This is a genomic window from Acinetobacter endophylla, from assembly GCF_053543775.1.
Map to the genome: position 1 here is coordinate 1 of NZ_JBLVOM010000022.1, position 20,096 is coordinate 20,096.

15 protein-coding genes and 2 rRNA genes are annotated in these 20,096 nt (G+C 44.3%); 4 read left to right on the plus strand and 13 right to left on the minus strand.

Annotated elements, in window-relative coordinates:
- Positions 1 to 45: 45 nt before the first annotated feature.
- From ACNPNW_RS03040 to ilvD (ACNPNW_RS03050), 3 genes are all read right to left on the minus strand, one after another.
- Entirely contained in the window at positions 46 to 1,341 is a 1,296-nt protein-coding gene (locus tag ACNPNW_RS03040; protein ID WP_262466690.1) for an RNA-guided endonuclease InsQ/TnpB family protein, read from the minus strand.
- 177 nt (positions 1,342 to 1,518) lie between these two features.
- Positions 1,519 to 3,204, minus strand: coding sequence for a dihydroxy-acid dehydratase (ilvD, locus tag ACNPNW_RS03045; RefSeq protein ID WP_448766509.1), 1,686 nt, complete (start codon positions 3,202 to 3,204; stop codon positions 1,519 to 1,521).
- A gap of 558 nt (positions 3,205 to 3,762) precedes the next feature.
- Positions 3,763 to 5,592 (minus strand): dihydroxy-acid dehydratase, encoded by a 1,830-nt coding sequence (gene ilvD / locus ACNPNW_RS03050; protein WP_026056552.1) that lies wholly within the window; start codon positions 5,590 to 5,592, stop codon positions 3,763 to 3,765.
- A 408-nt stretch (positions 5,593 to 6,000) separates the two neighbouring features.
- Between ilvD (ACNPNW_RS03050) and fmt the strand changes: the two genes are divergently transcribed.
- Positions 6,001 to 6,963 (plus strand): methionyl-tRNA formyltransferase, encoded by a 963-nt coding sequence (gene fmt, locus ACNPNW_RS03055; RefSeq protein ID WP_005268206.1) that lies wholly within the window; start codon positions 6,001 to 6,003, stop codon positions 6,961 to 6,963.
- Positions 6,960 to 8,267 (plus strand): 16S rRNA (cytosine(967)-C(5))-methyltransferase RsmB, encoded by a 1,308-nt coding sequence (gene rsmB / locus ACNPNW_RS03060; RefSeq protein WP_004280818.1) that lies wholly within the window; start codon positions 6,960 to 6,962, stop codon positions 8,265 to 8,267. The genes fmt and rsmB overlap by 4 nt, the downstream gene beginning before the upstream one ends.
- 70 nt (positions 8,268 to 8,337) lie before the next feature.
- Here the strand turns inward: rsmB and zupT are convergent, their stop codons facing one another.
- The 4 genes from zupT to ACNPNW_RS03080 all read right to left on the minus strand — a co-directional run bounded on the left by zupT (position 8,338) and on the right by ACNPNW_RS03080 (position 12,866).
- Entirely contained in the window at positions 8,338 to 9,147 is an 810-nt protein-coding gene (gene zupT, locus ACNPNW_RS03065; protein WP_005268208.1) for a zinc transporter ZupT, read from the minus strand.
- An 88-nt stretch (positions 9,148 to 9,235) separates the two neighbouring features.
- Positions 9,236 to 9,346: a methionine/alanine import family NSS transporter small subunit gene (locus tag ACNPNW_RS03070; protein WP_005268210.1), complete on the minus strand. Its 111-nt coding sequence runs from the start codon at positions 9,344 to 9,346 to the stop codon at positions 9,236 to 9,238.
- A gap of 10 nt (positions 9,347 to 9,356) precedes the next feature.
- A complete protein-coding gene (locus tag ACNPNW_RS03075) occupies positions 9,357 to 10,832 on the minus strand; it encodes a sodium-dependent transporter (protein ID WP_448766510.1) in 1,476 nt (491 codons plus the stop codon).
- A 585-nt stretch (positions 10,833 to 11,417) separates the two neighbouring features.
- The gene (locus ACNPNW_RS03080) at positions 11,418 to 12,866 is read right to left on the minus strand and encodes an aldehyde dehydrogenase family protein (RefSeq protein ID WP_026056551.1); all 1,449 of its coding nucleotides are present in this window, start codon (positions 12,864 to 12,866) and stop codon (positions 11,418 to 11,420) included.
- 134 nt (positions 12,867 to 13,000) lie between these two features.
- Between ACNPNW_RS03080 and ACNPNW_RS03085 the strand changes: the two genes are divergently transcribed.
- Both ACNPNW_RS03085 and ACNPNW_RS03090 read left to right on the plus strand, forming a co-directional pair.
- Entirely contained in the window at positions 13,001 to 13,690 is a 690-nt protein-coding gene (locus tag ACNPNW_RS03085; protein ID WP_005268214.1) for a TIGR04219 family outer membrane beta-barrel protein, read from the plus strand.
- Positions 13,691 to 14,057: 367 nt separating this feature from the next.
- A complete protein-coding gene (locus ACNPNW_RS03090) occupies positions 14,058 to 14,609 on the plus strand; it encodes a type 1 glutamine amidotransferase domain-containing protein (RefSeq protein WP_005268215.1) in 552 nt (183 codons plus the stop codon).
- 49 nt (positions 14,610 to 14,658) lie between these two features.
- Here ACNPNW_RS03090 and ACNPNW_RS03095 read toward each other — a convergent pair whose 3' ends face one another.
- The 6 genes from ACNPNW_RS03095 to ACNPNW_RS03120 all read right to left on the minus strand — a co-directional run.
- Positions 14,659 to 14,982, minus strand: coding sequence for an ankyrin repeat domain-containing protein (locus ACNPNW_RS03095; RefSeq protein WP_005268216.1), 324 nt, complete (start codon positions 14,980 to 14,982; stop codon positions 14,659 to 14,661).
- Positions 14,983 to 15,133: 151 nt separating this feature from the next.
- Complete coding sequence (locus ACNPNW_RS03100) at positions 15,134 to 15,565, minus strand: hypothetical protein (protein WP_448766511.1); 432 nt, start codon at positions 15,563 to 15,565, stop codon at positions 15,134 to 15,136.
- Between the two features lie 110 nt (positions 15,566 to 15,675).
- Positions 15,676 to 17,025, minus strand: a complete 1,350-nt coding sequence (locus tag ACNPNW_RS03105; RefSeq protein WP_005268221.1) for an aromatic acid/H+ symport family MFS transporter — start codon at positions 17,023 to 17,025, stop codon at positions 15,676 to 15,678.
- 342 nt (positions 17,026 to 17,367) lie between these two features.
- Positions 17,368 to 18,732, minus strand: a complete 1,365-nt coding sequence (locus ACNPNW_RS03110; protein WP_005268223.1) for an MFS transporter — start codon at positions 18,730 to 18,732, stop codon at positions 17,368 to 17,370.
- A gap of 285 nt (positions 18,733 to 19,017) precedes the next feature.
- Positions 19,018 to 19,132 (minus strand): 5S ribosomal RNA (gene rrf / locus ACNPNW_RS03115).
- Positions 19,133 to 19,356: 224 nt separating this feature from the next.
- A 23S ribosomal RNA gene (locus ACNPNW_RS03120) occupies positions 19,357 to 20,096 on the minus strand; the annotation flags it as partial.

A 20,096-nucleotide genomic window follows, 5' to 3' on the forward strand; every position in this document is an offset into this window, starting at 1 on the left:
CCACTTTCGACTAGCTCAAGTGGGGGATTCTAAAAGCAAAAGCTCTTAGGTGACTTCCTCACGGATTTCACTTGCTTTCTGCTTCACAGGGCGATCTTTACCGCATCTTCCCTCGACAGACAAAACGGTGTGTCCCACCGCTAAAATGTTGCGAGAAGCATTAATATCTGCATTCTCGCTAAAGCCACACTCGACACAACTAAAGTTTGCCTGAGTGAGCCTATTTTCTTTTGCAACGTGACCACATGAACTACAAGTCTGACTTGTATATTTAGGGTCAACTTTAACGAGTAAACCACCTCGCCATTGCTGTTTGTACACCAACATATTAACAAGCATTGACCAACCTTGATCTAGGATTGATTTGTTCAAGCCTGATTTAGCTTTAACATTCTTTCCTTTTTCTTCGATTGAGCCTTTGGCTGACTTCGACATATTGGCTACTTTTAAGTCCTCAACTACGATCATTGCGTGGTTTTTGCTGAGAGTTGTCGTGACTTTGTGCAAGTAGTCATGCCGAATATTGGCAATATGATGATGTAATTTATTGATCTTTAAATTAAGTTTTTTCCAATTTTGACTAAATTCGGTTTTCTTTCTCAACTTGCGTTGAAGCCTAGCCAACTTTACTTGATTGGCTTTAAAACTATTGATTGGGTCAAATACCTGACCTGTTGATATTGTAATTAATTGCTTAATGCCAAGATCAACACCAATTGCAGATTTTGATGGATGAATTGGTTGTTCGATTTCACGGTTAGTACAAAATGAAACATACCAAAGCCCACAAATTTTCTTAATTGTAATACTTGTGATTTTACCAACAATTTCTTGTGATTTTTTAAATCTTATCCAACCTGTTTTTTTAGGCAAAGAAACTCGATCACTAATAACCTCACAATCTGCAAATGGAAGTCTAAAAGATTGCTCACCATCTGATTTCTTCTTGAATCTTGGCATGAGTGGTCTAAGCTGAATCTCACCACCATCAGCCAATTTAAAAAAATTGGGTTTACGTGGTTTCCGCTTGTTTTGCTTTAAACGAGCTTGTTCTTTTTTGTTGTAAAACTTACCCCATGCTTGAGCAAGATCACGTATTTTTTGCTGTAAGCAAGCTGAATATGTTTGACCAAGAAAAGAAAATTCAGGTGTTTTTTTAAGGGGTACTAATTTTTTTTCAATGCTTTCGTAACGAATATATTCATCTTTAGCAAACATTTCAAATGATTTAGCGAGAATTTGATTCCACACAAAACGAGCAGAACCTATTGCTTGATTAAGCAATATTTCCTGTTCTTGGTTAGGCAGAAGCCTAAACTTGTAGTGTTGTAAAATCTTCATTAAATCATTGTTTATAAAAGAATTGTAGTGTTTGAATTATAGCAAAAATAAGCAATAAAACCAAGAAAACATTATCTTTAATATGGCTATCGCCACTCGCTTGTATCCCCCACCTGACTGTCGGTGAGGGTCTTACGCCCGATTAAGATAAGCAAATGTTCAATGTTTAACAATGGATTAGAGGTCAAGATTCAAGTCAGTGACCGCCCCGGTTTCTGCACCTGAGGTCAGTTTGGCGAATTTGGCCAGTGCTCCATGGGTATAGTTCGGTTTTGGTTTGATCCAGGCTGCTTGACGTGCTGCAATCTCCGGCTCATCCACATGCCAGGTCATTTCCCGGGTTTCCGCATTAATTGAAATCTGGTCGCCATTTTGTACCAGACCAATCGGGCCGCCATCATAAGCTTCGGGGGTGACATGACCAATCACAAAACCGTGACTGCCACCCGAGAAGCGTCCATCGGTAATCAGGGCAACTGAAGCGCCTAAGCCCTTCCCGATAATCGCAGAGGTCGGTTTCAGCATTTCTGGCATTCCCGGGCCACCTTTGGGACCAACGCCACGAATCACCACCACTTCACCCGGCTGGACTTCGCCATCCAGAATACCGCGCATGGCACCCTGCTCACCTTCAAACACGCGAGCCGGGCCAGCAAAATGCAGTCCTTCCTTACCGGTAATTTTGGCGACCGCGCCCTTCGGTGACAGATTGCCTTTTAGAATCACCAGATGTGAGTCTTTTTTCACTGGCGCATCAAAAGGCAGAATAATCTGCTGGCCTTCCGGATAGTCCTGCACATCGGCCAGATTTTCTGCCAGCGTCTTACCTGTGACCGTCAGACATGAGCCATCCAGCATGCCGGCATCCAGCATGCGCTTCATCAGTGGTTGAATTCCACCAATCGCAATCAGTTCTGACATCAGATATTTACCTGATGGACGCACGTCGGCCACCACCGGAATATCTTTACCAATCCGTACGAAATCATCAAGACTCAATTCAACCCCTGCGGTATGCGCCATGGCCAAAAGATGCAGTACACCATTGGTCGAACCACCCAACGCAATCAAAACCTTGATCGAATTTTCAAAGGCAGCCTTGGTCATGATGTCACGCGGCTTGATATCCAGTCGCAACAGATTCATCACCGCCTCACCGGCACGGGCACAGTCAATTTGTTTGTCATCCGAAACTGCTTCTTGCGCGGACGAACCCGGCAAGCTCATACCGAGTGCTTCAATCGCAGAGGCCATCGAGTTAGCCGTATACATACCACCACAAGAACCCGGACCCGGCAAAGACACTTCTTCAATATGCTTGACCTGAATCGCGTTAATTTCACCTTTGGCATATTGACCGACCGCTTCAAATACCGAAATCATGTCGGTATGGCCTTCGCCTGGTTTGATGGTGCCGCCATAAATAAACAGACCCGGACGGTTTAAACGGGCTAACCCCATAATGCAGCCGGGCATATTTTTATCACAGCCACCAATGGCGATCACCCCATCATAAGCCTGACAGCCCACGACCGTTTCAATCGAGTCTGCGATCACTTCCCGTGACAGCAGTGAATATTTCATGCCTTCCGTGCCATTGGAAATACCATCTGAAATGGTAATGGTATTAAAGATAATCCCCTTGCCGCCTGCCGCACTCACGCCCTGCTCTACAGTTCTGGCCAGACCATCAATATGCATATTACAAGGCGTGACATTGGCCCAGGTCGAGGCAATACCAATAAATGGACGTTCAAAATCAGCATCTTGAAAACCTGTGGCACGCATCATGGAACGGGCTGGTGCATTTTCAATGCCTTCATAAACGGGGGCTGAATGCTCGCGGATATTATCTTTACTCATTATTTTCTTCCTGGGCGTCGACTGATTTGAAACTTCAGTTTCAGCAATTTATTTTAAGACTATTGTATAGAAAGCATTCGGCATGTAAAAGAAATTACCCTATAGAAAAACATTTTGATGAATACTTAAAAAATTTTAATCACATGATCAAGCGACATGGATGTCGCCGTTTCGCTACTCTACAGGGAAGTAAAGTTAGCGGAACAAGAGCGTTTTGTTACTTTTGCGCCGTCAAAAGTAAGATTCTGCCTGCACAAAGATCATCAGAACTTTTAAAGTTATTAACGCTTTGATTTTAAGTGGATCTTCGATTTTTTTACCATACAGCCTCAAATTACCTGAGTAATTTTTAATGCTATCTCGTAGGCACTTTTACTTTTGCCGGGCCAAAAGTAAACAAAATCCCTTTGTTTGCCCGATATGGCATCCCTGCCATACGGGCAAACGTGCGACTTCCTGTCGCATTCTACTGGGCATAATTTGGAAAGTCTAAAAATAGTTTCTTGTATAAAAAAAGCACCCCATCTGGAGTGCTATTTAAATCTGTAAAATTACAAATTAGATATCACGTACTGCACCTTTCGAGGCACTGGTAGTATGCATCGCATACGCTTTCAGTGCTTTAGACACTTTACGCGGACGCTGTTCCGCAGGCTTCCAGCCTTTGGCTTCTTGTGCTTCACGGCGTGCTGCCATGGTTGCTTCGTCTACGGCCAGGTGAATAGTCCGGTTTGGAATATCAATTTCGATACGGTCACCATCTTCAACCAGACCAATCGCACCGCCTTCCGCAGCTTCAGGAGATACGTGACCGATTGAAAGGCCAGACGAACCGCCTGAGAAACGGCCATCCGTTAAAAGTGCACAGTCTTTACCCAAACCTTTCGATTTAAGATAACTGGTTGGATACAGCATTTCCTGCATGCCCGGACCACCACGTGGACCTTCGTAGCGAATTACCACCACATCACCCGCAGTGATTTTGCCGCCCAGAATCGCTTCTACAGCAGCATCCTGGCTTTCAAACACACGTGCAGTCCCGTTGAATTTCAGGATGGAATCATCCACACCCGCTGTTTTTACGATACAGCCTTCCAGTGCGATGTTGCCATAAAGTACTGCCAGGCCACCATCTTGCGAGAAGGCGTTGGCTGCATTACGGATCACGCCATTGTCACGGTCACCATCTAAACGGGCATAGTAACGGTCTTGTGAGAATGCCGTCTGCGTTGGTACACCGCCCGGCGCTGACTTAAAGAATTGATACACGTCTTCATCTTCAGTACGGATGATGTCCCATTTATCCAAGGCATCTTTTAAAGTTTTTTCATGGACGGTTGGAACAGATGTATCCAGCAAGCCTGCACGATCCAGTTCGCCCAGAATCGACATGATGCCACCGGCACGGTGTACATCTTCCATATGGACATCCTGTTTCGCTGGGGCAACCTTACAAAGAACCGGCACATTACGCGACAAACGGTCGATGTCGGTCATCGTGAAGTCGACTTCAGCCTCGTGTGCTGCTGCCAACAGATGCAGAACCGTATTGGTTGAACCACCCATTGAAATATCCAGCGTCATGGCATTTTCAAACGCTGCTTTGGTCGCGATTGAACGTGGCAACAAGCTGTAGTCATTTTGCTCATAATGACGTTTAGTGATTTCAACAATCAATTGACCCGCACGCTCGAATAATTTTTTACGATTTGCGTGGGTTGCCAGCGTAGAACCATTACCCGGTAAAGATAAACCTAAAGCTTCGGTCAAACAGTTCATGGAGTTGGCGGTGAACATGCCTGAACATGAACCACAGGTAGGACAGGCTGAACGCTCATAAGCTGCCACTTCTTCATCAGTAAAGCTGTCGTCTGCCGCAACCACCATGGCATCCACCAGGTCAATCGCGTGTTCATTGCCACGGATTTTGACCTTGCCCGCTTCCATCGGACCGCCAGAGACAAATACCACCGGAATGTTCAGGCGCATCGCGGCCATCAACATTCCCGGGGTGATCTTGTCACAGTTCGAGATACACACCATCGCATCGGCACAATGGGCATTGACCATGTACTCGACCGAGTCTGCAATCAGATCTCGTGAAGGCAATGAATACAGCATGCCGTCATGACCCATCGCAATACCGTCATCGACCGCAATGGTATTGAATTCTTTTGCTACACCGCCTGACGCTTCAATTTGACGTGCCACCAGCTGACCCAGATCTTTAAGATGCACATGACCCGGTACAAACTGGGTGAACGAGTTCACCACCGCAATAATCGGTTTACCGAAATCTTCATCTTTCATGCCGGTGGCACGCCATAAACCGCGTGCGCCAGCCATATTTCTTCCGTGTGTCGATGTTTTTGAACGATAGTCAGGCATTTTATATTTCCAACAAAGTTTGAGCTTGCAATGAATCGGGCAGATCCACTCTGGCTAAATCATACTGACAAGGAGCTTAAATCAGTTGAATTTTAAACCTATCATACTACAAGCCCTTGATTTACAAGATGGCCTTTTGGGTGTAGATGCAGGCAAAAATGTCTATAGAGAGGTTTGGATGATCTGACGATAAAAATTTCTTAATGAAATCTACTATACCGCCATCATCATCAGGACAATACAAAACTTTCATGAATAATTTTTACAATTTGCATGAGTTTTTTTTATATAAAAATTCCACCGAAATTCAAGTACTCACAGGCCTTATTCGATAAGTTTTTGCAACGATTAGGCTGAAATTTGGCTTTTGGCTTATAATACCCTTTAAGTTTATTTGGAATTTCATGTGTGAAGATCATATTTGCGGGCACACCAGAATTTGCAGCCACAGCATTGGCTGCACTGCTTAAAACCGAACATGAAATTGTTGCGGTCTACACTCAACCGGACCGCAAAGCTGGACGTGGACAAAAACTGAGAGCTTCTGCAGTCAAGCAGCTGGCTTTAGAAAATAATATTCCGGTCTACCAACCGCTTCACTTCAAATCTTCGACTGAAGAAGGTCTGGCAGCGCAAGCGGAACTTAAAGCCTTAAATGCAGATGTGATGGTAGTGGCGGCTTATGGCCTGATCCTGCCACAAGTGGTTCTGGATACGCCAAAATATGGTTGCCTGAATATTCATGGTTCCCTGTTGCCGCGCTGGCGCGGTGCAGCCCCGATTCAGCGCGCGATTGCTACCGGCGATGCCGAGACCGGTGTAACCATTATGAAAATGGCGGCCGGTCTGGATACCGGGGATATGATGTATAAAACATTGTGCCCGATTAGCGCCGAGGATACTTCTGCCAGCCTGCATGACAAACTGGCGTTACAAGGTGCTGAGGCGATTGTGGCCGTGCTCGAATCGGAACAGACTTTACAGCACTATCTTGAGACTCGTGAAGTTCAGGATGAAAGCCTGACGGTTTACGCGCATAAACTGACAAAAGCCGAAGCGCAAATTGATTGGACCCAGCCTGCAGCAGACATTGACCGTAATATTCGTGCCTTTAATCCTTGGCCAGTGGCATTTACCCCGCTTGATGACAGCAACAATTTACGCATCTGGAGTTCATCACTTTCCAAGCAAAACGCAAGCAATGCCCTGCCTGGTGAAGTAATTACCCTGGATAAAGACGGCGTGCATGTAATGTGTGGCGATCAAAATGTCATTTGCATCACCAATCTGCAATGGCCAGGCGGCAAAGCCCTGAATGCTGTTCAAATTAATCAAACTCAAAAACTATCGGTAGGATATAAATTCGCATGAGCCAAATTCAATCATCAGCTAAAAATTTGAATTTGCGCGCGCAAGTTGTAAAAACGCTATTGGCTGTACAAAATGGCCAATCACTTGCTTCTGTACTCAATCAACATATTAATATTGTGTCTGAACGTGACCGTGGTCTTTATCACGAGTTAACGCTAGGCTGTTTACGTCAGTGGCATGGCCTGAAAGCCATCACCCTGCCGCTATTAACCAAACCTCTTGATAACCAGGCTCTAGAAAGCTGCTTATATTTGGGTTTGTACCAGATTCTATGTACGCGTATTCCGGCACATGCTGCGATTTCAGAAACCGTCACTGCAGCCAAACAGCTGGGATTTGAACCTTTAAGCGGTCTGGTCAATGCGGTACTGCGTCGTGTTTCACGTGAAACAGAAGAATTTGACCTGGCTTTAAATCAGGCGCATGGCCTGCCAAGCTGGCTCTACAAGCGTTTAAAGAAAGACTGGCCGGAACAGCTTGCCGAGCTGTCACATGACTTGAAACAGATTGCGCCGCTTACCTTGCGTGTCAATATCAATCAGGTCAGCCGTGATGAATATCTGGAAATTCTGGAAGAAGAAGGCTATGAAGCACGTGCCTGTACTCTTTCTGAAGTTGGGATTGTACTGGAACAGAATGTGCATATTCCGAACCTGCCGGGCTATGAAGCCGGCGGTTTCTCGGTGCAGGATGAACATGCCCAGCTGTGTGCGACCTTAGTTCCTGACCTTGAAGGCAAAATCGTAGTAGATGCCTGCGCTGCGCCAGGGGGTAAGACTGCGCATATCTTGGAAAAATACAGCCCGAAAAAACTCTATGCCATTGATCAGGATGCTAAACGTTTAGTCCGTGTGGCAGAAAATCTGGAACGTTTACTGTTAACTGAATATGCCGACGTTGAAATTATCGCGGCTGATGCGATCACCTGGACCGCTCCGGAGCCGGTCGATTGTATCGTACTGGATGCACCATGCTCTGCAATTGGTGTGATCCGTCGTCATCCGGATATTCGCTTGTTACGTCACTCTACCGATATTCCGCAAACGGTACAGCTGCAAAAGCAGATTCTGGAAAATATGTGGCAGCAACTGAAAGTCGGTGGTACGTTGCTGTACATCACCTGTTCAATTCTGAAAGCCGAAAATGAACAACAGATGGTCGAGTTCTTTGCTCAACATGCCGATGCCAAAGAAATCAAAATCGAAGCCGATTGGGGCATCGAACAGATTCATGGCCGTCAATTGTTACCGAAAGCGGATCAAGGCGACGGCTTCTTCTATTGCCGTATTGAAAAAACGGCATAAATCATGCGTTTAAAATGAAAGGCAGCCTAAGCTGCCTTTTTTATATCTCGTGATTTAGTGAATATGAGGTTTATTGAATAAACTTAAAAATCACCAGACTGCTGGCCAATGCAGCCATGCCACTGACCAGCCCATATACCGTTTCATGTCCTTTGGCATAGCGTTTTGCCGTCGGCAATAATTCATCCAGTGCCAGATAAACCATCACGCCGCCAATCACCCCAAAGATCAGACCATAGACGGTTTCACTCATATAAGGTGCCAGAATAAAATAACCGAGCGCTGCCCCCAATGGTTCGGCCAGGCCCGAGACCAGACTGGCCCAGAGCGCATAATCTTTACGGCCGGTGGCCATATATACCGGCAAGGCTATCGCCACACCTTCTGGCACATTATGAATCGCAATTGCCACCGCCAACGGCGCACCTAAAGCTGGGCTTTCTAGTGTGGCAAAAAACGTCGCCAGTCCTTCTGGTAGGTTATGTGCGCTAATCGCAAACAGGGTCAGCATACCGGTACGCAGTAATTGGGGGGAACTGACGCCCTTGGCAGAATGGGTTTCAATCGTGTCATGCGGATTCGGCACAAAGCGATCCAGCAATAACACCAAAACCACGCCCAGTAAAAAAGCAAAAGTGCCAAAGGCAAAACCGGTTTTTTCATCAAAATCCAGACTAAAGGACGCAATCGATTTGTTCAGAATTTCGGTTAAAGAGACATAGATCATGGCACCGGCAGCAAAGGCCAAACCAAAGGCCAGCAGGCGGAAATTGGGTTTTTTTAAGAATAATACCAGCCCCCCACCCACCACGGTGGCCAGCCCGGCAAATAAAGTTACGGCAAAGGCTGTATAGACTTGTCCATCTGAAACGGAAATCATGTCAAAGCATCAGCCATTAAAAAAGTCATTATCATCAAGGATGATAATGACTTCCGTTTATGGCAACAGTACGTTTATGTGAAGATTTTTAGTCTTCTGGTTCTTCCGGATTCTTTACCAGATGAATCACAGCCAGTACCAGACCACCCCATAATAAAACGATGGAGATGATCATCATGATTAGTGCAGATGTATTCATAGTCGCTCTCCTAGCTGTGACGGTCTTTGATCAGGCTGAACAGAATGGCACCCAGAATAAAGAATGCCATCACTCCTCCACCTACCATCCATAGGGTACTGGCAGCATAGCCACCATAACCTTCTGCCATGACGGATTTCAGGGTCAAGCCCAATGCCAGCAATAATGACAAAGGCGTGATCACCGTCAGCATGAAGTTCCAGCTGGCACCCAGTTTCACGCTGGCAAACTCATTCACATGGCCTTCCAGCTGTTTCATTAATGGACGACGGAACCACGACAACAGAATAATCGATAACAGACCACCACCGACAATACCGATGTTATTGGCAAAGTAGTCGATGATATCGACAAAGGTAATGGCACTATGTGTCGAGAACATCAGGGTAGAAATCACTGCTGAACCACCCGCAATAATGGTCACTGACTTGTTCTTTGACCAGCCCAGTTTGTCCTGGAACGCAGCAATCGGAACTTGCAGGATACTGACCATGGAGGTAATACCCGCCACCGTCAATGAACCAAAGAACAGGAAACCGAACAGGTCACCACCTGCACCTAAACTGGAAATGATTTTTGGAAACGCAATAAAGGCCAGACCAATACCGCCAGATACTACATCTTCAACTTTCGCACCTGAGCTGAACGCCATAAAACCAAGCGCGGCAAAGACACCAATACCCGCCAGAATTTCAAAAGACGAGTTGGCCAATGCCACCACAATCCCGGAACCGGTCAGGTTAGTTTTGCGTTTCAGGTAAGACGCATAGGTCAACATGATCCCGAAGCCAACTGACAGTGAGAAGAAGATATGACCAAAAGCAGCTAACCAGACTTTATAGTTGGTCATCGCTTCCCAGTTCGGCGTGAAGAAAGCATTTAAGCCATCGACTGCACCAGGTAAACGTACTGCCTGAATCACTAGGATCGTGAATAAAATCACCAGCAATGGCATAAAGATTTTATTCGCCAGTTCCACCCCACGGCGTACTCCACCGTAAAGAATCAGCATGACTGCTGCCCAAACGACCACCAGACCAAAGAACAGCACAGGTACAAAACCGAGCGTCAGACCCTCACCATTTTGCAGGTAAGTATTGAAGAAGAAGCCTTGGGTATCTGTGCCCCACTGCTGTCCAAAGGAATAGAACATATAGCTGCCAGCCCAGGACAAGACGCTGGCATAGTAAATCCCGATCACCAGAGTGACCATGACCTGCCACCAACCCAGGGATTCGGCATTCATGAGTTTTTTATAGGCCATAGGCGGTGCTTTACGGAACTTGTGTCCGACCGCATAGTCTAAAAACAATAAAGGTAAACCTGCTGCGAAAATCGCAATCAGATAGGGGATCAGGAATGCCCCGCCACCATTTTCATAGGCAACATAAGGGAAACGCCAGATATTCCCCAAGCCAACGGCGGAACCAATCGCTGCAATAATGAATCCTGATCGTGCGGACCAATTCTCACGAGTTTCTGTCATAGAACACCTAAACTTTTAACCCCTTTAGATGCTGCTTGTTATGGTTATGGCGCAAGCAAAAAAAGAAGTATTTTCAATAATTTTGGGTGTTTGAATTAGAGGGCACCTTGTGGGCGTCGAATTCTAATGTACAAACAGGTCAGCAGGTCTTACATCTTGCTTAAAGTCTGATCGAAAAACTGACCTTGTAGATGATTTAACAATACTGACTTTTTTAAATTTTTTCTGTAAATTCTGCTTAAAATATTCGTTATTTATAATCTATTCGAATTAAGCGTTCAATAATTCTGCGAAATAAGCCAGATTAAACAAGTTATATATTGACAAACTTTTTGGAATATATTTTTCTTAAGTTTTACTACAGGGTCGCTGTTTCAAAAAATGTATTCCAAGACTCTGATCCAGCATCTGTTTTTAGATCATTATTTGAAGATGAAACGGCTCATACTAAGGCAAATGACCAAGCCGTGATATGGGAAATCAAATTCTCTCATGGAATTTTGACCTCTTTAAAAACCGGTTTAAATATCACAAGCAGATTTAAAACAAGCTGCCTGTGATATCGAAGCGATGAGTATTCTAAACTTAGGCTTTAATCACCAGCATGCGCTCTTCCTGCATGTCGCGAATGGCTGACTGAATTCCTTCACGACCCAGACCTGAATCTTTGACCCCGCCATAAGGCATGTTATCGACCCGGAAAGACGGAATATCATTGATGATGACACCGCCCACATGCAGATGATCCCAGGCATACAGCATCTTGTTCAGATTCTGGGTATAGACCCCAGCTTGCAAGCCAAAACGGCTGCGGTTGATACAGGCAATACCGGATTCGAAATCAGCATACGCTTCCAGAATTGCCACCGGGCCAAAGGCTTCATCACGGTAGATTTCCAGACTGTGGTCTACATTTTCCAGCAAGGTCGGTGCGAACATCACACCATTTAGCTCACCTCCAATCAGGATTTTCGCATCTTTTTTCAAGGCTTTATCCAGCCATTTTTTCAGGCGTTTAGCTTCTGCTTCTTTGATCATCGGACCAACCAAGGTCGTGCTTAAATTCGGATCGGCTGCTTTAATCGTTTTCAGTTTCGCCAGTAGTTTTTCTTTCACTTCAGTATAAATCTGCTGATGCACCAAAATGCGTTGCACACTGATACACACCTGTCCGGCATGGTTATACGCCCCGCCAATTAGACGGTTAATCAAGGCATCGTTAATTTCGGTATCTGGCTCAATCATGACAGCAGCATTGCCACCCAGCTCCAAGACCACTTTTTTACGACCGGCACGCGCTTTCATATCCCAGCCTACAGCATCGGAACCGGTAAAACTGAGTAATTTAAAACGCTCATCGGTGACCAGTAGATCAGCCAGCTCTCGCGGACAGGGCAATACCGAAAACGCACCTCGCGGTAAATCGGTTTCCGCCATAATTTCAGCAATTTTTAAGGCAGAAATCGGGGTCAGGCTAGGTGGTTTCAGCACAAAGGGACAACCGGCTGCAATCGCAGGAGCAATTTTATGCGCGGTCAGGTTTAAAGGAAAATTAAACGGACTAATCAAAGACACTGCACCAATCGGCACCTGTTTTACAATGCCCCGATAACCGGATGCTGCCGCAGTCACGGCCAAAGGCAGCATACGTCCCTGATCAACTTGGGTCACGGCATCTGCGGCAATCTGGAAAGTATTAATCAGACGTTCAACTTCGGCTTCAGCTGCTTTACGCGGCTTGCCCCCTTCTGCAATCAGAATTTCAGTCAGTTCTTCATGAATCTCACGAAAACGGCGTACGCAATGCAGCAGAATTTTCTGTTTCTGAAACGGCTCCAAGGCAGCCATTTCGGCTTCAGCATATACGGCAGACTGAATCGCCTGTTCCAGTGTATTGGCATCAGCCAAGGCGACACGGGCATACAGTTCGTGGTTATATTTATGTTTGACCTCTAACCATTCACCCGTCTGAACGGCCTGACCGGCGACATATAATGCATACTCTTTCGTTTGTTGTGTGCTTCTCGCTACCATCTTATTGTCCTGCAAAATCCAAGGATATACATTTTTGAAATTCTCTATATCATGCACTTGCTACTCCATATTAAGAAGATGTTTTTAAGTAACCAGACACCTCCAATTTTAATAAAGCTTTAGGGAATAGAGCCATGCGCGCAAAAATACTCACCACCTTATTCTTCGGTTTTGGACTCAGTACGCTCAGTCATGCAGATGTAATCGGCGTGAAAGCGGATCTCAGCTACTGGGATTTTGACGGCTATAGCCAGGATAACAATTTCAAGCATGAGCTGGATCGACAAGGTACAGCACAACTATCTGTCGCTGTAGAACATCCGGTGCCATTGTTACCAAATGCAAAAATCAAATACGTCAATCTGGACAGCACCAGCGAACAGAGTTCTCTTATCAATGCCTCAGATATCGAGCTGAACAATATTGACTATATTCTGTATTACGAATTGCTGGATACCATTGTGCATGCGGATATAGGCACAGGTTTAACCAATCTGGATGGTACGGTGGAAAACCGGACTGCTGGCGCTTTCACTCAATACGATCTGGATGAATACAGTCCACTGCTCTATGCAACAGCCGGAGTTAAATTGCCATTTACCGGTATGAGTGCCAAAGCAGAAGCGGTTTACAGTCACGGCAGTGATACCCGAAAGACCGATGTACAAGCCGAACTGCAATATGATTTCATTGATAATCTGCTGGTCGATGTCGGTGCCAAAATCGGTTATCGCATCATGCAAGTGGATTTTGAACAGGATCAACGTCCAGATTTACAGCTGGAATTTAAAGGCCCTTATATCGGTCTAGATGTGCATTTTTAATGCAATACAACTGGTTAAGCTTGCACAGCTCAATTTCTCTGCGCTGATGTAAGCCAAAGCGTACAGCAATAACCGCAATCTGCTGCTAGTGCGCCACCGGGATGTGTATTACTTTATAAACATAGAGAGCAGGATGCTCCAGAAGACCTAAAAACAAGAATAACATCGCAACACCAGGACGTGAGGTACGACAGGAGTTATACCTAAATCACGAGATACGAAAAAGCCCCGACAGGATGTCGGGGCTTTTTTTTCTGCCTATTATTTTATTTATCATTGCTTAACAGTTCCGAGCTAAAACTCCAACATTGTAAGAATCCCCTTGTTGTTAAGCTAAAAATCCTCACATTTTTTGGGAACAGCAATCATGGTAAAAAAGGTCCTCTTTATTACATCCAATCAAGGCATTGAACATGATGAACTCACTGAGCCTTTAAATTTTCTAAAGTCCAAAGGTTTTGAAGTCATTCATGCTGCAGAAAAAAATGAAGATGTCGCCACTGTCAAAGGTGATACCAAGGCTGCTACCCAATACACGCCGGATACCAGTTTCGACCATGTCGATCCGAATGATTATGATCTTTTGGTGATTCCCGGCGGCACTGTCAATGCAGATACTTTAAGAATCAATCAGGATGCGCAGAAAATCATTCAGCATTTTGCCGACAATCACAAACCGATTGCCGCAATCTGTCATGGGCCATGGACCCTGATTGATGCACAGCGCATCAAAGACAAGAATCTGACCTCATATAAGAGCATCAAGCTAGATCTGGAAAATGCCGGCGGGAAATGGGTCGATGAACAGGTTCACCGCTGCAATACCGGTGACTGGGTACTGATTACTTCACGCAATCCGGACGATTTACCGGCTTTCAATGAAGCGATCTTAAAAGAGCTTGAAGGCGAAGTTGCCTAAGTTCCTACAATATAAAAAAGAACCTCAACACTGAGGTTCTTTTTTATATTTAGACACCACCGGCCAGACTTTTCAGATAAGCCACAACGTCTTTATTGCCGGCCATTTCTGCCAGTTCTAAAGCAGTATTTGGACTACGATGCGCAATGTCCGCACCCTTGCTGACCAGAAGTTTGACCACTTCCAGATGATCATTTTCAGCGGCGGCCTGTAAGGCGCTATAGCCTTCTTCATCGGCGGAGTTGACGTCCAGACCTTCCTGTAGCGCCTGCTCGACCTGCTCAACATCGCCTAAAGATGCCCAGTACACCAGTTCAGGAAGATGCAGTTCGTCATCATCTTCAGGGATTGGGGAGAGTGAGTTGATGTTCATCTGAGTAATCCTATTTATTCAATATCTATGATTGATTCTAACGCGCTCTACTAAATAAAAAACTATAGCTATGAATATGTATAGGAAAATACGGTAAAACTATGTATTTAATGTTTGAAGAGAGAACTACTTGGAGAAGAATCAAAATCCATTATTTATTTTTACAATTACCGCGAAATACCATTGCTTTGTCCATATAAGTAAAGGATTTGATAGGTTTACTTTGGTACTCCTCAACAATAAGGGAATATACATTGCTTCCTCTTCCTAATCCTTCCCCTATTTTTAAATAGTTAATGACTTTAAAACTATTATCTTTGGAGCCTGGATCAATAATAATTGGTTTATTAACGTAATCATTTTTCAAAGCCCCACTTATGATTCCTGTACTACGATTAACATTGAAAGTTTGACCAAGGTAATGATTCTCTAAATTTTTCACATCATAACTATTAGATATTTCTTCTATTACACATTCATAACTATTAGATATTTCTTCTATTACACATTCATAACTATTTATTTTTTGAGCATACACAAAAGAATTTGCTAAAAATATTGCACCTAAAATTAATATTCTCATAAAAGTTATATCTCTTTTTATAAAACTGATTCTCTTTATAGAATACTATTATTCTGATTTTAAATATAAAAAAGCCTCCTTTCGGAGGCTTCTTATTTAAAAACTTAGCTTTAAGCTTTAGACACTGCAGGCTCAATTGAACCAATCTTTTCAGATTCATTGTCATGCATGATTAATGCAACAGCAATTGCAGTAATCAGAACCGGCAAACCGACTGCCATAAAGTTGAAGTAAGCAGGCAGGTTCATTCCCAGTAAGCCACCAATCAGGATCGGCCCTACAATCGCGCCCATACGACCGATCGCAGAAGACCAGCCAATACCTGTCGAACGTACCGCAAGCGGGTAGAACTGCGCAACATAGCTATATAGCAACATTTGTGAACCAATCGACGCTGCACCCGCCAGGAATACCAGGATGTAAAGTAAGAATTGGTTAGATGCAAAGCCCATTGAGCTCATCACAATCGCACCCATCATACCGAGGAACATCAGTACCGGTTTCAGGTGGAAACGATCCGCGAGAATACCACCACCGACAATACCCACAACCGCACCAACGTTCATCACCATCATGAACATCAAGCTGTTGTCCATCGAGTAGCCTGCTGCCATCATCAACTTCGGTAACCAGCTACTCAGTGCATACATGGTTAACAGACAAGTGAAGAACGCGACCCAGAACAGTAAAGTATTGACCGCACGGCCACGACGGAACAAACTTACCACGTTGGCTGCTTCAGGCACATTTTCTTGTGGCAAAGTGAAAGTCGTATTCTCGGTAACAGTCAGATTTGGTGCCAAGTGACGTACGATACGACGAGCTTCGGGCTGCTTGTTCTGTTTCACAATAAATGCGAGCGATTCAGGCAGGAATTTCCAGATCACTGGTAATAAAAACAGTGGAATACCCGCGATAAAGAACATGATTTGCCAACCAAAACTTGGCGTGAACCATGAACCCAATAACGCAGCCATCACACCACCGACTGCATAACCACTAAACATGGTGGTCACCAGCGTACTACGCATTTTTTGTGGGGCATATTCCGAAGTCAATGCCACCAGGTTTGGCATTACGCCACCAATACCAAGACCGGCAAGGAAACGTAAAATACCGAATTCGGTTGGATTTGAAGCAAAGCCGCCGGCAAAGGTTAAACCACTAAATAATACAATACAGATCATGATCACTTTCTTACGACCGATCTTGTCCGCGAGGGAACCGAAGATCATCGCACCAAACATCATGCCAGCCAGTGCGGTACTTGCAAGCATGCCCGCTTGCACTGCACTTAAGCCCCAGTCTTGCATCAATAACGGTAAAACTACACCATTGATTGCGAGATCGTAGCCATCAAATAAGATAATGAGTAAACACCAAGCAACTACATTGAAGTGGAAAGGCGTGAATTTCGCATTATCGACTACAGAATTTACATCTATTTTTTCCGTTGTCATCGTTCTCATCTCCCATGAGTACTTGTCCATAACATCTTGTTGAAGACTGGAGTCAATCTTCAATGTCAGGCAATATACGCAAGCGGGATTTAAGGCACAATAAGACTAATTGATATTCTGCTATGCTCTCGGAAATGTCATTTATTTGCGTGATATGTCACACTATTATTAGTATAAACTTTTGAATAATTGATATTTATTTTTTAATTCGCCCAATATTTAAGCTCTTTTAATCCGCTTATTCTTTTGACCAAGTGAATATTGATTTAATTTCATACTAAAGATATGAAAAAGCCCCTTTAAGTAAGGAGCTTTTTAACTGAATGGATCAATGACGAGAGTTTAAATTTTGGCTGTTTTTAATTTTTTCACCATAACGCGACCAGGTTGTGGCTTACGAATCATTGAAATAGCGATGATGCCAATAATACCTGGCATTGCAACCGCGATAAAGTTCCATTTATGTGGTAACTCCATACCAAGCAGCATACCAATCACGATTGGGCCAACAATTGCACCTGTACGCCCTACAGCAGAAGCCCAACCAATACCAGTAGAACGTACTGCAACAGGATAGTATTGAGCAACATAGCTATATAACAAGATACTGGTACCAATAGATGAGGCACCTGCTAAACTGACAAGTAAATAAATAACAGGGGTTGGAGAATTAAAGCCCAAACCAACCAAAGATAGTACACCTACAGTTAACATACTCATAAGAACAGGTTTAAAGTCAAAACGGTCTGCCAAAATACCGCCGCTAATGGTTCCGATTACGGCACCAATATTCAGTGCTAATAAGAACATTAAACTACTACCTAAAGAATATCCCGCTGCCATCATCAGTTTTGGTAGCCAGCTTCCAAGTGCGTAAAGCATGAGTAAGCACATAAAGAAAGCAATCCAGAATAAGAATGTTCCTGTGGCACGATTTTCTGTAAATAAAGCTTTTACTGATGCACTTTGGGTCTGATCAGCGCTAGCTAGAACCAGTTCAGTATCTGCTCGTATGTCTGCAGTTGGCTCGACTTGCTTTATAAAACGACGTGCTTCGTTCACTTTTTGTTCTTTAACGAGAAAAGTTAAAGACTCAGGTAAGAACTTCCAAAAAAATGGAACAAAAAGTAATGGAATACCTGCAATGAAGAACATAATTTCCCAACCAAAACTTGGTGTAAACCATGTACCGCATAATGCAGCCATAATACCGCCCACGGCATAACCACTAAACATGGTGGTTACCAGTGTGCTTTTTAAACGTTTAGGTGCATATTCAGACGTTAAAGCGACTAAGTTTGGTAATACACCACCAATCCCTAAACCAGCAATAAAACGTAAAATACCAAATTCTGTGGGATTAGTGGTAAATCCACCCAAAAATGTAAAAGCACTAAATAAAGAAACACAAATCAAGATAACTTTTTTACGACCAATTTTGTCTGCAAGCATCCCAAATAGCATGGCTCCAAACATCATGCCAGCGAGTGCTGTACTTGCAAGCATGCCTGCTTCAACAGCACTCATGCCCCACTCTTGCATAAGTAGAGGCAGAACGACACCGTTAATTGCTAAATCATATCCGTCAAATAGGACAATAAACAAACACCATAATACAATGCTTAAGTGAAATTTAGTGAATTTTGCCTGATCAATCACATCATTCACACTTACAGTGTTTGCTACTCGCTTCATGTTTTCTGCCATTTTTACTCACCTCCTGTGAGTTTTTTTCGTTGTTTTCAGCACGACACATGACCCTAACTCTTATTTATTATTTTTAATGATTCTTATCGCCATGTCTTCGCAACAACTTAGTTCAACACAGCTACTTTTCATGCAATATCCGACTAAAGTCTTACTTATTCCTTAGAATTCTAAACCCATGAGTCCAGTTTTTAATCAATACTCAACAATTCCCACAGTGATTTGACTAAAACCCACCCACAAAAAAACACCCCCTGTCTAAAACAGGGGGTGTTTTGAATAATGAGCTGGCGATGACTTACTCTCACATGGGTAACCCCACACTACCATCAGCGCTAAGAGGTTTCACTTCTGAGTTCGGGAAGGGATCAGGTGGTTCACTCTTGCTATTGTCGCCAGCACAACTGTTTATGGATACTTGCTAGGTCTTACGTTTTGCCTTGCTTTCTACCAAATAGAATTCATTAACAGGTATATTTGAGTTCTTGCGAGTAGAACTAAGCAGTGCTTAATTATACTCTCATTTGTTCTTAAGCGTTCACTAAATCAAGCTGTTTTGCTTAATATCGAATCAATTGATCCTCACTTCTTTCGAAGTTCGTACAACAACTGTTTGGGTGTTGTATAGTCAAGCCTCACGAGCAATTAGTATTGGTCAGCTTCACATATCGCTATGCTTCCACATCCAACCTATCAACGTCGTAGTCTTCAACGGCTCTTTAGGAGACATAAAGTCTCGGGGAAATCTTATCTTGAGGTAGGCTTCCCGCTTAGATGCTTTCAGCGGTTATCCCTTCCGAACATAGCTACCCGGCGATGCCACTGGCGTGACAACCGGTACACCAGAGGTTCGTCCACTCTGGTCCTCTCGTACTAGGAGCAGATCCTCTCAAATTTCCAACGCCCACGGTAGATAGGGACCGAACTGTCTCACGACGTTCTAAACCCAGCTCGCGTACCTCTTTAAATGGCGAACAGCCATACCCTTGGGACCTGCTTCAGCCCCAGGATGAGATGAGCCGACATCGAGGTGCCAAACACCGCCGTCGATATGAACTCTTGGGCGGTATCAGCCTGTTATCCCCAGAGTACCTTTTATCCGTTGAGCGATGGCCCTTCCATACAGAACCACCGGATCACTAAGACCTACTTTCGTACCTGCTCGACTTGTGGGTCTCGCAGTTAAGCGCGCTTTTGCCTTTATACTCTACGCGTGATTTCCGACCACGCTGAGCGCACCTTCGTACTCCTCCGTTACTCTTTAGGAGGAGACCGCCCCAGTCAAACTACCCACCAGACATGGTCCTCGTCCCGGATAACGGGACAGAGTTAGAACCTCAATATTACCAGGGTGGTATTTCAAG